This is a genomic window from Priestia sp. LL-8 (assembly GCF_036227845.1).
In the GTDB taxonomy this organism is placed as follows: Bacteria; Bacillota; Bacilli; order Bacillales; family Bacillaceae_H; genus Priestia; species Priestia zanthoxyli.
The window spans coordinates 4,981,540-4,996,034 of the sequence record NZ_JAZAQH010000001.1; the positions used below are offsets into that span (position 1 = coordinate 4,981,540).

The following is a 14,495-nucleotide window of genomic DNA, read 5'->3' on the forward strand; positions in this document are numbered from 1 at the left end:
TCAATGTTAGATATCCTTACACAAAAATTAAAAATTCTGATAAGTAAGCGGTTACATTTGTGTGTTTAAACAAAAACCGCTTCTTCAATTCTTCTTTCTAGACAAAGAAATTTCATAAAACTTTCTTTATACTAAAGGTACACAAACGACCAAGGGGGAAATTAATCATGATTATTGGCGTACCAAAAGAAATCAAAAACAACGAAAACCGAGTAGCGATTACACCAGCAGGCGTAGCATCATTTGTTGGTACAGGTCATCGTGTATTAATTGAAAATGAAGCGGGTATTGGAAGTAACTTCACAAACGAAGATTATGTAAAAGCCGGAGCTGAAATTGTTGAGACAGCAGCTGACGTTTGGGCACAAGCTGAAATGGTTATGAAAGTAAAAGAACCATTAGCAAGTGAATACGGCTATTTTAGACCAGGTCTTATTTTATTCACATACCTTCACTTAGCAGCTGAACCAGCACTTGCAAAGGCATTAAAAGATAGCGGCGTAACAGCCATTGCTTATGAAACAGTAGCAGTAAATCGTACATTGCCTCTATTAACACCTATGAGTGAAGTAGCAGGACGTATGGCTGCTCAAATCGGTGCACAATTCCTTCAAAAATCAAACGGTGGAAAAGGAATTTTATTAGCGGGTGTTCCTGGAGTTAGCCGCGGAAAAGTAACGATTATTGGAGGCGGCGGTGTTGGTACAAATGCTGCAAAAATCGCAATTGGCCTTGGTGCTGATGTAACAATTATTGATTTAAGTCCTGAACGCCTACGTCAATTAGACGATATCTTTGGTAACCAAATCAATACGTTAGTATCAAATCCATATAACATTGCAGATGCAGTAGCAGAGTCAGATTTAGTGATTGGCGCAGTATTAATTCCAGGTGCAAAAGCTCCAAAACTAGTAACAGAAGAAATGGTGAAAACAATGAAGCCAGGTTCTGTGATTGTTGACGTAGCAATCGACCAAGGTGGTATCGTTGAAACAATCGACCACATTACAACACACGATCAGCCTACTTATGAAAAGCACGGTGTTGTACACTATGCAGTTGCGAACATGCCGGGAGCAGTTCCACGCACATCAACGATTGCTTTAACAAACGTAACGGTACCTTACGCACTTCAAATTGCTTCTAAAGGTGTTCACAAAGCAATCGCTCAAAACGAAGCGTTAAAATTAGGAGTGAACGTTGCAAACGGAGCTATTACGTATGAAGCAGTTGCACATGATTTAGGTTACGATTATGTATCAGTAGACGTAGCTCTTGAAAAAGAATTAGCTTCTATCTAATAAATAATAAAAAACGTCCTTAACCTTCTGTTAAGGGCGTTTTTATTTTGAATGAACAGCGATTAACTGTAAAAACCACGACTATTTAAAGTTTTGTGTATCTTTACTTTTCATTTGACGCATGCTTTACAGGCAGTCGTCATAATTCTAAATTCCACGAAGGATTCATACAGTTTTTAGAAATTGAATATCTACATTAAAAGCGATAAAATAGAAGGAAAAGTGAATGGAAGAAAGTTATCTAAAACACATTGGGCAGCTAAAGACCGACCGGTGGAAGTTTTACTCTATTTTCTCTATGAGCTTAAAATACGGGAGGATTTTTTATGACAATGAATAAAGCATTAACCATTGCGGGTTCTGACAGCAGCGGCGGAGCTGGCATTCAAGCGGATTTAAAAACATTCCAAGAACTTGGTGTTTACGGAATGACAGCTTTAACAACAATTGTAACAATGGATCCCGATAACGGCTGGTCTCATAACGTATTTCCACAAGAAGTTTCAACTGTTGAACAGCAGCTGAAAACAATCGTAAAAGGCGTAGGCGTACAAGCTCTAAAAACGGGTATGCTTGGCTCAGTGGAAATTATTGAACTAGCCGCAAAAACAATTGAAGAATACGATTTAAAAAATGTTGTAGTAGATCCTGTGATGGTATGTAAAGGAGAAGACGAAGCGCTTCACCCGGAAACAACTGTCAGCTTGCGCGATGTACTAGTTCCAAAAGCAACAGTCGTAACGCCTAACTTATTTGAAGCTAGTCAATTAAGCGGACTTGGCCCTATCAAAACGGTTGATCAAATGAAAGAAGCAGCCGTGAAAATTTCTGAACTTGGTGCTGAATATGTATTGATTAAAGGTGGAAGTAAATTAGCGCATGAAAAAGCAATCGATTTGCTTTATGATGGAAAGACATTTGAGATCTTAGAGTCTGAACGTATTGAAACGACATTTACACACGGTGCTGGATGCACATACTCAGCTGCGATTGCTGCTGAATTGGCAAAAGGCAGTGGCGTCAAACAAGCTATTTATACAGCAAAAGAATTTATTACAGAAGCAATTCGCCATTCATTTGCTTTAAATCAATATGTCGGACCAACAAATCACGGTGCATACCGTCGTACAAAAGAAAAAGTAACAAACTAAAAGCATGCCTTTAGGCATGCTTTTCTATTTTGCTTATTGTTTGACTGTTTCAAGCGCATTTAAAATAGCCTGAGCTACGCCGTGCTCGTCATTTGTCCCTGTTACGATATGGGCAAACTCTTTAATTTCTTGAGGGGCATTCCCCATCGCTACGGCACGTCCAACTCGCTGAAACATCGACACGTCGTTATAATTGTCTCCAATGGCCATCGTTTCTTCTAAAGAAATATGGCGTTCTTGAACAAATGATGTAACTGCAATTCCTTTTTGAGCATTTTCATCATTTATTTCAATATTTTCTTTACCAGATGCACTGACTGCAATAGAATCTAACTTCACAAGTTCTATTTTTGCCTGTTCTAACTTTTCTTCGTCAAAAGAGAAAGCAAGCAGCTTATAAATGTCCTTATTTGGATCTTGAAACAACCCTTCATACTCTTCAATAAGTTTTACTCTACCGCTATTGAAACGCTCTTTTGCCGCTTCTAACGATTTTTCATAATTATCTTTTAAGCTGGCGCTTAAATAAATATCCATTAATACCGACAACGCTTTTTCATAGTCATTTGAATACGTACCTTCACTTGTATAGACTTCAAAGTACAGCTGAAACTTCTTAAAAATATCCTCTACTTCGCGAATAGATTCCATCGTCATGCCTACTGAATATTGTTTTTGCCCTTGTGGATTCCGAAGCTCTGCTCCGTTTGCACAAATTAAATATGTATGAAGTCCTGCTTCTTCTAAAACATAACGTGCCTCTTCATAAGAACGTCCCGTAGCAACAACAACTTCTACCCCTGCCTTTTGAGCTGTCTTAATCGCTTGGGCATTTTCTTTACTTACAACTTGTTCACTATTTACTAACGTTCCATCCATATCGATCGCAATACATTTAATCATGATGTACCCCTTCCTATGTATCTTTGCTCTCTTATTTTATTCTAGCACATGTTTTTTTGCGCTTTGCTACTTGCATGTAAAAGATTTACTAATTTTTTGTATACGCGCTGTTATAATCTGTTCCTTTTCTTGCTTTTTCGAAAACCTCTTTGATTGTCTTTAAATGCAAATCAGCTGTTGAATGTACATGTAAATTTACGTCCTCTGCTCTTAGGTGCTTACCAACACCAATAGAAACCATATCAGTTTGGTTAATAGCTTTGATACCAGCCTCTCCATCTTCTATCGCCACACATGCATCGGGTTTTACTTTTAATTGATCGGCAGCTGTCAAAAATATTTCTGGATTTGGTTTACCTTTTTTTATTTTTTTCACATCCACAATACAGTCAAAAAAAGAGCGTACTCCTAGCGTATCCACTACAGTATTTGCATTTGAACTAGAAGAAGCAATCCCCATCTTAATGCCTTGTTTTTTACAATCTTCTAACAACATTTTAATGCCTGGAAGTAAATGATCTTCTGTCATTTCTCTTATTAAAGCCTGATAATGCTTATTCTTTTCATAAGCAAGCTCTTCTTTTTTCTCCACTGTCAGGTGTACATTTCCTTGTGCAGCAATGAGCTCTACAGTTTTCAATCGGCTGATTCCCTGCAGCTGTTGATTTAGTTCTTCAGAAAACGAAACGTTAAGTTGATCTGCTACTTTTTTATTTGCTTTATAATATAGATGCACCGTATCTGCAATAACACCGTCTAAATCAAAGATAATTGCTCGTAATCTTGCTTTTGTCATATTATCCTCCTCTGCACTTGTCTTTATGCCATTATCTACACGCTTTTGTTACATTCCATCATGTTGAAATAACATTGATATTGTTCACTTTATCATAAAAATTTTTTCACCATTTAAAATTCATGAATAAATTTTTCAAAAAAGAGAAATTACAGTATTGCATTATGAAAGCCCTTTTATTACAATAGGTTTATGCAAACGGTTGCACTGTCTTGAAAATATAGTTTATCAAAAAATAAAATGAAAACCCATACATAGGGGAAGGGGAAAAACTATGAAGAAGTTCTTTTCATTTGATTTTTGGCAGAAGTTTGGTAAGGCTTTATTAGTAGTAGTAGCGGTTATGCCCGCAGCTGGTATTATGATTTCACTTGGAAAACTAGTTGCAATGACTGGGGGAGACATCACTGCTGTACAAACAATCGCACGAGTGATGGAAGATATAGGATGGGGTATTATTACAAATCTTCACATCTTGTTCGCTGTTGCCATCGGGGGATCTTGGGCAAAAGAACGTGCTGGCGGTGCATTTGCTGCACTCATTGCATTTGTTCTTATTAATCGAATTACAGGAGCCATTTTTGGAGTTAAAGCAGAAATGCTCTCAGATTCAAAAGCAACGGTTCAATCACTGTTTGGACAAGAATTAGTTGTAAAAGATTACTTCACATCTATTTTAGGATCTCCCGCTCTTAACATGGGAGTATTCGTAGGAATTATCGCCGGTTTCTTAGGCGCAAATTTATTCAACAAATATTACAATTATGATAAATTGCCTGAAGCCCTTTCGTTTTTTAACGGCAAGCGCTTCGTACCATTTGTGGTCATCGGTGGTTCAGTTGTAACGGCACTGCTTTTATCCATTGTGTGGCCGTTCATCCAAGGTTCGCTAAACAGCTTCGGACAGTGGATTGCAACATCTAGAGATACAGCTCCTATTCTGGCACCATTTATTTTCGGAGCATTAGAGCGTCTCCTTCTTCCGTTTGGTCTTCATCATATGCTGACAGTTCCTATGAACTATACGGAGCTAGGCGGTACGTACAAAATTTTAACGGGTTCTGGAGCAGGTTCCACTGTTGCCGGTCAAGATCCTTTGTGGCTTGCTTGGATTGCAGACTTAAATAACTTCCGCGCTGCAGGAGATATGGACAGCTACAAGCAGCTCTTACATGACGTTACACCTGCACGATTTAAAGTAGGACAGATGATTTTATCTTGTGCGTCATTAATTGGAATCGCTTTAGCAATGTATCGCAACGTAGATCCTGACAAACGTTCGAAATATCGTTCAATGTTCTTTTCAGCTGGACTAGCTGTTTTCTTAACAGGCGTAACAGAACCGATTGAATTTATGTTCATGTTCGCGGCACCTCTTCTATACGTCGTATACGCCATTATGACGGGACTGGCTTTTGCCATTGTTGATATTGTTCATGTTCGCGTACACTCATTTGGCGTAATTGAACTATTAACACGTACACCAATGATTATCAAAGCCGGACTATGGGCTGACTTAATGAACTTTGTCATCGCCTGCCTTGTATTCTTTGGCTTAAATTTTGGAGTGGCAAACTTCTTAATCAAACGTTTTAACTTCCCAACGCCGGGACGTAACGGAAACTATATCGATGAAGAAACAACTGCAGCAAGCAGCAAGCAGGTGAAAAATGATTCGCTTGCCCCAGTCATTATTGGACTGCTTGGTGGAGAAAACAATATTGAAGACGTTGATGCTTGTATGACTCGCTTACGTGTAACGGTAAAAGATATACATGCCGTTGCAGGAGAAAGTGAATGGAAACAAAACGGAGCCCTTGGTTTAATCTTGAAAGATAAAGGGGTACAAGCTATTTATGGACCTAAAGCGGATGTTTTGAAATCCGACATTCAAGATTTGTTAGGAGCTTAACATAATGAAGCTATTAACGTTAAATTGCCACTCTTGGCAAGAGGAAAATCAGCTAGACAAGTTATCTTGTCTAGCTGAAGTAATTAAAAAAGAAAAATATGATGTCATTGCTTTACAGGAAGTAAGCCAAAAAATAGACGCACCTTATGTATATGACTACATTCGCAGCGATAATTACGCTTGGCTTTTAGCAAAAGAACTGGGTAAGCAAGGTGAAGACTATCAATTGGTATGGGATTTATCTCATATAGGCTATGAAGTGTATGAAGAAGGAATTGCCATTTTAACGAAACACCCGATTATTGAAGAGCATTCATTTTTTGTTTCGCAAACGTCAAATATTGACTATTGGAAAACGAGAAGAATTGTTGGAGCAACAATCGAATATGAAAAAGAACTCCTTACTTTTTATTCTTGTCATCTTGGCTGGTGGGATGACGAGGAAGAGCCATTCAAGCAGCAAGTTGATACGCTGCTAGCTCATGTACACAAAGATAACCCATTTTTCTTACTTGGAGACTTTAATAATGACGCTCATAGACAAAATGAAGGTTACGACTACCTGATGAGCCAAGGCCTCTATGATACGTATACTCTATCAAATAAAAAAGACAGCGGTATTACAGTTCAAGGTAATATTGCTGGATGGGATGATAATGAACGTGCGCTGCGCCTTGATCTAATTCTGTCGAGTCATGCGCAGGATATTCAGTCGTCAACTGTGGTTTTTAACGGCATACATTATCCCGTTGTTTCCGACCATTTTGGGGTAAGCGTTGAAGTGAAATAAGTGACATAAAGCGAACGAATAGCGTTCGCTTTTTTCGTGTGATTATGATGATGTGAAAATCATCTTCTTTACTGCTTTATCTATCGTTTTAGAAGTGTCCGATAAACTTTCGCATTTTAAAAAGTAGGTGTGCTATAATATTGTGATGTTGACGATATGCAACCCATTTTTGCATGTTTATCAATGAAATCGCTCAACTTAATAGTAAGATGATACATGTAAGCTCTATTTAAATGAACACCCGTTGTCATTATCATAAACTAATAAAGAAAAATAGGTGTGAAACAATCATGAAAATTTTGTTGATTTCAAATATGTATCCTTCTGAACAATTCCCAAGCTATGGTGTATTTGTTCAAAACACTGAAAAAATTTTAGTTCAACATGATATTCAAGTTGATAAAATTGTCATGCAAAAAAAGACAAGCAAATTGAGCAAGCTTTTTAGCTATGCTTCTCATTATGCTAATGTCATTGTGACGGGCTTAACAAAAAACTACGACTATCTTTACGTACATTATGCATCTCATAATGCTCTTCCGCTGCTGATTCTCAAAAAGCTAAAGAAGAATGTGAAGATTGTGACAAACGTGCATGGTTCAGATGTTGTACCTGAAGTAGCTTCACAGGAAAAATATCAGCCTAGAGTAAATGACTTATTGCACCATTCCACTAAAATTATTACTCCTTCTCCCTACTATAAAGGGCTCGTTGAAGAGAAATATAAGGTGCATAACCCAATCTATATTTTTCCAAGCGGAGGAGTGAATAAAGATCTGTTCCATCCTTATGCAGATAAAAGCAAAGCTTATCAAGAACTAAATTTGGACCCTAATATCCGTTATATTGGATGTGTAAGCCGCATTGATGTGGGTAAAGGATGGGAATACTACCTTCAAGCAATTGCAAAAGCTGAACAACAAACGCCCACTTCTTACAAATACCTATACGTTGGAAGCGGAAAAGACGAAGCTGCATTTAAGGAAATGATCCAGACTCTAGGTCTAGAGGAAAAAGTCATCCATTTCCCTCTGCTTCCTCAGTCCTCTCTTGCTTACGTATACAATGCGATTGAAGCATTCGTGTTTCCGACCGTAAGAAAAGGAGAAAGTTTGGGCTTAGTCGGCCTCGAAGCTATGGCTTGCGGAGCACCCGTAATTGGGAGTCAGATTGGTGGTCTAAAAGATTACATTATAGACGGAAAGAATGGTCTATTCTTTGAGCCTAAAAATGTAGACGAACTAGCTTCACAGCTACAGGCTTTTATTAATCTTCCTGAAGATGTGAAACAGCAAATGTCTCAACAGGCGTTACAAACAGCAAACCGCTACACAGTAGATGTAATTGCTGAACAGCTCCCAACAATTTTTTTTGATGAGGTGGAAAAATGAAAGTCGCAGTTTTAATTCCTTGTTATAACGAGGAAGTAACAATTGGAAAAGTAATTGACGATTTCAAACGCGAACTGCCTAGTGCAGATATTTATGTATACGACAACAATTCAAAAGATCGTACAAGTGAAATTGCACTTGAACACGGCGCAATCGTCAAAAAAGAATTCAAGCAAGGAAAAGGAAACGTTGTACGCTCAATGTTCCAAGAAATTGATGCAGATTGCTATGTCATGGTAGATGGGGATGATACGTATCCTGCAGAATTTGTTCATCAGTTAATTGAGCCTATCAGAAATCGAGAAGCTAACATGGTCATTGGAGATCGTTTATCAAACGGAACGTATCTCGAAGAAAACAAACGTGCTTTCCATAATTTTGGTAACAACTTAGTACGTTCTTTAATTAACGGCCTGTACAAAAGTAACATTAAAGATATCATGACAGGTTATCGTGCGTACGATAAATTATTTGTAAAATCAATTCCTGTGATGAGCCCGGGATTTGAGATTGAAACAGAAATGAGTCTTCACGCGTTAGATAAACGATTCCGCCTAAGAGAAATCGCGATCGATTATCGCGATCGACCTGAAGGCAGCGAATCGAAACTTAATACGTTCTCTGATGGATTTAAAGTGTTACGAATGATTTTTACGTTATTTAAAGAGTACAAGCCGCTTCAGTTCTTCTCTATTTGGACAGTGTTGTTTATTGTCGCAGGATTAGCTGTTGGTGCTCCTGTACTTTATGAATTTTTTGATACAGGCTTTATTACCAAAGTACCTTCATCTATCTTAGCAACTGGATTGATGGTGCTAGGTGTTTTATCTTTCGTCTGTGGATTAATTCTAGATACAATCGCTTCATTAAATCGCAAGCAATATGAATTAGAACTAAATAAAAAAATTGAACAGATTGAACAAGTAGGAGAATAACAATGATGAAGAATAAAAAAAGTATTTTACTGCTTACAGTAACAGCTTTAATTATTCTTATCGGTTTAAGTATTGGTAATCCAGACGGTGTTCACTATCTTTCCCTTTTTGCTGCACTTGTATTTACCATCATAAGCTCTATTTTTATTTATAAAAATAGAGCTTATGCTTCATTTAAACCGCTAGAATGGCTATTGCTGATTGTTTTTTCGTTTATCGTACAGTTTTCACTTTTAGATAACTTACATATGACGAGCTCAACTATTTTTTCACTCGTTTTGTATGCCATCAGCCGTACTTTATTAGCAATGCTGCTGACGGCCGCTGTACTCAGCGCTATCAAACAGATAAACGATTTTCACTATACATTTGCACACCCAAAGCGTTACCTAGGAATTGTTACGATTCTTATTTTAGCTGTTAGTCTATATTACTGGTTCGCCTTTTTCCCAGCGGCCATGACTCCCGATTCATTAGCACAGTGGAGACAGGCACATAACGGAGAATTTAACGATTGGCACCCTATTATGATTACGTGGCTCATTATGCTGCTGACAAAAATATGGGATAATCCAGGCATTGTAGCGTTCACACAAATTGTTGTTGTAGTGAGCATATACGCCTATACGTTTGACTTTTTCATTAAACGCAAAGCACATCCTGTTATGATTGGACTTTTAACAGCTATTATTGTCATTATTCCAAGCTTTTTAATCTTTTCAATTATTATTTGGAAAGACATTTTATACAGTGCTTTTCTGCTGTTTTTTACGGTGAACATTGCAAAAATTTATCTGTCCAAAGGTACTTGGGTTAAAAGTAAAACGAGCTTTTTCTTACTTTTACTTTCGGCATTTGGAGTAGCTTTCTTTAGACATAATGGTTTTCCTGTATTTGTTTTGACTTTCCTTTTAATGATCGTCTTGTTCAGAAAAAATTGGAAACCTCTTGTCACGATTTTCTTAGTCGTCTTTATTTTACAAAAGATTGTTACAGGCCCTGTGTTCACGTGGCTTGATGTAAAACCTTCAGATCCAAATGAAGCTTTGTCTATTCCAACTCAACAAATTGCAAACATCATTTCAAATGATGGGGAGATGTCAAAAGAAGAGCGCGAATATTTTAATAAAGTGCTTCCTATTGAATTGTGGAAAGAAAAGTATAATCCATACAAAAGTGATCCAATTAAATTCACATGGAAATACTATGACCGCGAATTTATTTTTAATGATTTAGGTCTTTACTTTAAGAACTATGCTAGCATTGTCATCAAAAATCCTTATCTAGCAACGGAAGGCTTTCTCAAACAAACGGCTTTAGTATGGCAAATCAACCCTTTTAAAGATGGCTACACGGATACGTATGTAACCAACATTTATTACGGCAATGATTTAGGTCTTAAAAATAAAGTAATCGAGCCGTTTATTACACATACTGCTAATGCTTACTTAGCTATTTTTAAGCACCCTGTTTTTACATTCTTATGGAAACCAGCTTTTTATCACTGTGTCATTTTATTATTTTCATTAATGCTAGTGATTCGAAGAGGAATTACGTCACTTATTATCGTCATTCCGTGGGCTCTTAACACGCTTTCTGTTCTTGCAGCATTGCCGGCTCAAGATTTCCGATATTTATTAGCAAGCGTATTTGTGTCTTTCTTCTTTATTGGTCTTCCTTTTATCCGATTTGATCAGAAAGAAAAGGATGTGACCTCCTGATGGAGAGCAATTACAACAAAAAGCTAGGAATCACACTCATTATTGTGGCTTCCCTGTTTACAGCTGTTGGACAACTTTTTTGGAAGTTGTCCGAAGCTTCATTTAACTTAAATTTAATTATTGGGTTTTTTCTTTATGGATTAGGAGCGGTGTTTATGATTGCCGCTTTTAAATTTGAAAGAGTTTCCTTGCTTCATCCATTTTTAAGCCTAGGATACGTCATCAGCATTGCTCTTGGTTTCTTTCTATTAAATGAAACCATTAGCCCTATGAAGCTGGTCGGTACTCTTATTATTATCGTAGGTGTAATTTTAGTAGGTGGCCAAGATGAATAGTATCCCACTTTTAATTATTATGACCCTTTTAGGTTCAGTTGGAGCTGTCTTTTTCAAGTATATTTCTACGTATTTAAACGAAAAAAAGATAAAACTAGCGCTTATTTGCTTTGTAGGCGGCGGCCTTTTTTACGGGGCGGCAGCTCTGCTTAATGTGTATGTTTTAACGCTGTTACCTTATTCTATTGTATTTCCGCTTACGTCTATTACGTATATTTGGACATTAACATTCGGTTACTTTTTAATTAAAGAAAAAGTTACAACAAAACAAGTTATCGGCTGTATTCTTCTAATTGTCGGATGCTTTTTTATTGCTAATAGTTGATGAGATAACTTGAAAAGGTAGGAGTTTCGCATGAAAAACTTAAAATTCGCGAGCATTTTACTGCTCATATCAACATTATTTTTGAAATTTTCTAGTATGATTCGTGATTTAGTTATTGCTAACTATTTCGGTACAAGTTATATCGTCGATTCATACAACGCAGCAATGATTATTCCAAACGCTTTTATTTTATTTATGTTAACGGGGATGAAGGATGCGTTTATTCCTAGTTATTTACGTTATGAAAAAGAAAATAAAGGAAAGGTTCATTTGACTAATATTGTTAAATCAACCTTTCTTATTTGTTTCATTATTTCGGTTCTCGGATCAATTGCCGCTTTCTTTTACTTTCCCGCTTCGTATTCTAATTTTTCCAAAGCAGCAATTGAACTAGGCATTTATACGGGCGTTATGTACTTCTTATCTCTTTCACTAGTTGGAGTGAATGCCGTATACGAAGGTGTATTTGATGCACGAAGTCAATATTCTTTCTCCGTGTTTTCTCAAACGGTTGTTGTACTATTTACGATTTTAAGTACAATCCTATTACATTCAATTATGGGCGGCTATGCAATTGCTCTTGGCTATTTTGTAGGAACGATTGCTTCTTTCTTAATTAAAGTTGTCTATTTTAAACCGCAGCATCTGCTGTTATGGAAGCAAAAAATTGACCGTGATGAAGTGGTGGCTTTTTATAAAGTATTCATCCCTGTTGGTGTGACCATTATGGTCGGTCAAATTAATTTAACTGTAAACTTCTTCTTTGCTGGCTCCTTTGGTGAAGGTGTTATTTCATACTTAAATTACGCCTTCAGACTTGTAAGTATTCCCCAGGCAATATTTGGGGTTACGGTCGCAACCATTATTTACCCGCTGATTGCAAGAGCCATTTCTGAAAAAGATGACGAACGATTTAAATCAGGAATTGAAAAAGGGATTACGTTTATGCTGATGCTGCTGATTCCGACGATTGTTATTATGATCTTTTATATGAAAGACATTGTAATGATTGCTTATCAGCGCGGTGCATTTGACGCACAATCAACGCTAAAAACAACGGATGTATCTTATTATTACCTAGGTTCGGTATTTTTCTATTCGCTACAAGCTGTTCTTGCAAAAGGATTTTATTCTCTTCAAAAAGGTTATCTTATTATGAGAGCAGGCTTATTATCCATTGTGTTAAATATCATCTTTAACATAATTTTCACTAAATTTATGGGATACCAAGGATTAGCACTTTCCATGTCAGTGGTTGCCTTTTTCTATACGGCTATCGTATTCGTTATGCTGGCAAAACAAATCAATCACTTCCATTACGGATATTTAGCGAAAGAAACAGGAAAAATTCTTTTAGCTTCCGTACCTGTTGCGATCGTCATGTTCTTCTTAAGGGACATCGCATTTTTGAATTCATTACATGTTATCTTACGATTTGGTATTGTCTGTATTGCAGGTGGTTTAGTATACTTAATGTCGACGCTATTATGCAGAGTAGAAGGTGTTATGCTTTTAGTTAAAAGAAAACGTTAATTCACGTAAAACAGGAGAGTACTATATGAAGAACACATACTGGTTATTTTTTCTGTTCGTTGGTTTTATTTCAATTCAGCCGATTATTGATATGCTAACGACGTACATGGTTTTGAACATGGATAGTGGTCTCTCAATTGGGGTTGTTATTCGCTTTCTATATATGATTTTTGCAGGTGTCCTACTTTTAGTGTTTGCTAAACAATCAAAATGGGCTAGATATTCGATTATCTATCTTATTGTTTTTGCACTCTTTCTTGGACTCAATATCTACTTAAATCATCAATGGAAAGATCCTTATTATATTGGGCAAGAAATTAAATTTTTCAATAAGGTTGTTTATATGAACGTTACATTACTTGGAATGATTGTGATGTTTTCACATTATCGATCATCTGTGGATGTAAAAAGAATACTGAGCAAAAATTTATTGACTGCTTCACTCATCATCAGTATTGTTTTTATCGGTACAATGCTAACAGGTACAGCACTAGAGAGTTATCAGTATAATAAAATCGGATTTAAAGGCTGGTTTTATGCAGCGAATGAGCTAGGCGCAACCATTGCTATTTTGCTTCCTCTCACACTGCTTTTAGCTTTAGATAAAGTACGTTCGTTTTCAAAAGCTTATTACTGGATTCCTTTTATCTTGTTAGCCGTTTCGTCCATCATGCTTGGAACGAAAGTAGGCTTAGGTGCCGTTATTCTTTCTTTAGTTGTAGCAACAGTTGTCTTATTTGCAAAATTATTTACGAATAAACGCAGCTTAATTAAAGCCAACTTAGTAATCTCAATTCTACTTTTAATTGTAACCGGAGCAACTACTCCGATTTCTCCAGCTTACAAAAACACTTATACGCACATCGATATGTTAGAGGCTAAAAAAGAGAAAACAGAGAAAGAAAAGCCGGAAAAGAAAGAAAAAGAAAAGCCGGCTAAAAAGAAAAAACAAAAGGAATCAAATTTAGATGACAAAGATATTCAAAATCTGATTCTAAGCAGCCGTGAGCAATTCTTAGCTCATCATAAGGAAGAGTATGCAAAAGCACCTATTGCACGAAAAATGATAGGTATGGGCTTTTCTGGTGACTATACAAAGCAGCTTCCGCCAAAGATGATTGAAATGGATTTTTATGATTTGTTTTTCTCTTTAGGTATCATCGGATTTTTACTATGGGTTCTTCCACTTCTAGTAGTTGGTTTAACCGTGTTGGTTCGATTATTTAAAGACCCATCACAGCTTCTTGATGAAAGCTTTATGATGTATAGTACAGCAATTGTATTAGCTCTTGGAATTGCTTTTGTAGCTGGGCATGTCTTCACCGCACCAGCTGTTACTATCTATTTTGCAGCAGCTGCTGCTTATCTGTTCGTCATTCATTTTAAACAAAGAAAAGCATAA

The 14,495-nt window shown here is 36.8% G+C and carries 13 protein-coding genes; 11 read left to right on the plus strand and 2 right to left on the minus strand.

The features are described from left to right. Positions 1-167 precede the first annotated feature (167 nt). Positions 168-1,301, plus strand: a complete 1,134-nt coding sequence (gene ald, locus U9R83_RS26045; protein WP_013059863.1) for an alanine dehydrogenase — start codon at positions 168-170, stop codon at positions 1,299-1,301. 326 nt (positions 1,302-1,627) lie between these two features. Continuing rightward, positions 1,628-2,452 carry a pyridoxine/pyridoxal/pyridoxamine kinase gene (pdxK, locus tag U9R83_RS26050; RefSeq protein WP_243550089.1) on the plus strand — a complete coding sequence of 275 codons (825 nt, stop codon included), beginning with the start codon at positions 1,628-1,630 and terminating at the stop codon, positions 2,450-2,452. Between the two features lie 33 nt (positions 2,453-2,485). Here the strand turns inward: pdxK and U9R83_RS26055 are convergent, their stop codons facing one another. Together U9R83_RS26055 and pgmB are read right to left on the minus strand one after the other, a co-directional pair. Continuing rightward, complete coding sequence (locus U9R83_RS26055; protein WP_226556374.1) at positions 2,486-3,355, minus strand: Cof-type HAD-IIB family hydrolase; 870 nt, start codon at positions 3,353-3,355, stop codon at positions 2,486-2,488. A gap of 88 nt (positions 3,356-3,443) precedes the next feature. After that, entirely contained in the window at positions 3,444-4,151 is a 708-nt protein-coding gene (pgmB, locus tag U9R83_RS26060) for a beta-phosphoglucomutase (RefSeq protein WP_243550091.1), read from the minus strand. A 274-nt stretch (positions 4,152-4,425) separates the two neighbouring features. Between pgmB and U9R83_RS26065 the strand changes: the two genes are divergently transcribed. The 9 genes from U9R83_RS26065 (at position 4,426) to U9R83_RS26105 (ending at position 14,495) form a co-directional block, all read left to right on the plus strand. Then, positions 4,426-6,063: a PTS transporter subunit IIBC gene (locus tag U9R83_RS26065; RefSeq protein ID WP_014457717.1), complete on the plus strand. Its 1,638-nt coding sequence runs from the start codon at positions 4,426-4,428 to the stop codon at positions 6,061-6,063. Positions 6,064-6,067: 4 nt separating this feature from the next. Beyond that, positions 6,068-6,853, plus strand: coding sequence for an endonuclease/exonuclease/phosphatase family protein (locus U9R83_RS26070; protein WP_014457716.1), 786 nt, complete (start codon positions 6,068-6,070; stop codon positions 6,851-6,853). Positions 6,854-7,143: 290 nt separating this feature from the next. Then, positions 7,144-8,244: a glycosyltransferase family 4 protein gene (locus U9R83_RS26075; RefSeq protein WP_116739823.1), complete on the plus strand. Its 1,101-nt coding sequence runs from the start codon at positions 7,144-7,146 to the stop codon at positions 8,242-8,244. Further along, positions 8,241-9,179 (plus strand): glycosyltransferase family 2 protein, encoded by a 939-nt coding sequence (locus U9R83_RS26080; RefSeq protein WP_115655097.1) that lies wholly within the window; start codon positions 8,241-8,243, stop codon positions 9,177-9,179. The genes U9R83_RS26075 and U9R83_RS26080 overlap by 4 nt, the downstream gene beginning before the upstream one ends. A 2-nt stretch (positions 9,180-9,181) precedes the next feature. Further along, positions 9,182-10,900, plus strand: coding sequence for a DUF6020 family protein (locus U9R83_RS26085; RefSeq protein WP_243550093.1), 1,719 nt, complete (start codon positions 9,182-9,184; stop codon positions 10,898-10,900). Next, a complete protein-coding gene (locus U9R83_RS26090; RefSeq protein WP_013059873.1) occupies positions 10,900-11,235 on the plus strand; it encodes an EamA family transporter in 336 nt (111 codons plus the stop codon). The genes U9R83_RS26085 and U9R83_RS26090 overlap by 1 nt, the downstream gene beginning before the upstream one ends. Beyond that, a complete protein-coding gene (locus U9R83_RS26095) occupies positions 11,228-11,560 on the plus strand; it encodes an EamA family transporter (RefSeq protein WP_014457712.1) in 333 nt (110 codons plus the stop codon). The genes U9R83_RS26090 and U9R83_RS26095 overlap by 8 nt, the downstream gene beginning before the upstream one ends. A 30-nt stretch (positions 11,561-11,590) precedes the next feature. Next, on the plus strand, positions 11,591-13,093 hold the full coding sequence (gene murJ, locus U9R83_RS26100; protein WP_014457711.1) for a murein biosynthesis integral membrane protein MurJ: 1,503 nt from the start codon (positions 11,591-11,593) through the stop codon (positions 13,091-13,093). 25 nt (positions 13,094-13,118) lie between these two features. Beyond that, complete coding sequence (locus U9R83_RS26105) at positions 13,119-14,495, plus strand: O-antigen ligase family protein (protein WP_182421638.1); 1,377 nt, start codon at positions 13,119-13,121, stop codon at positions 14,493-14,495.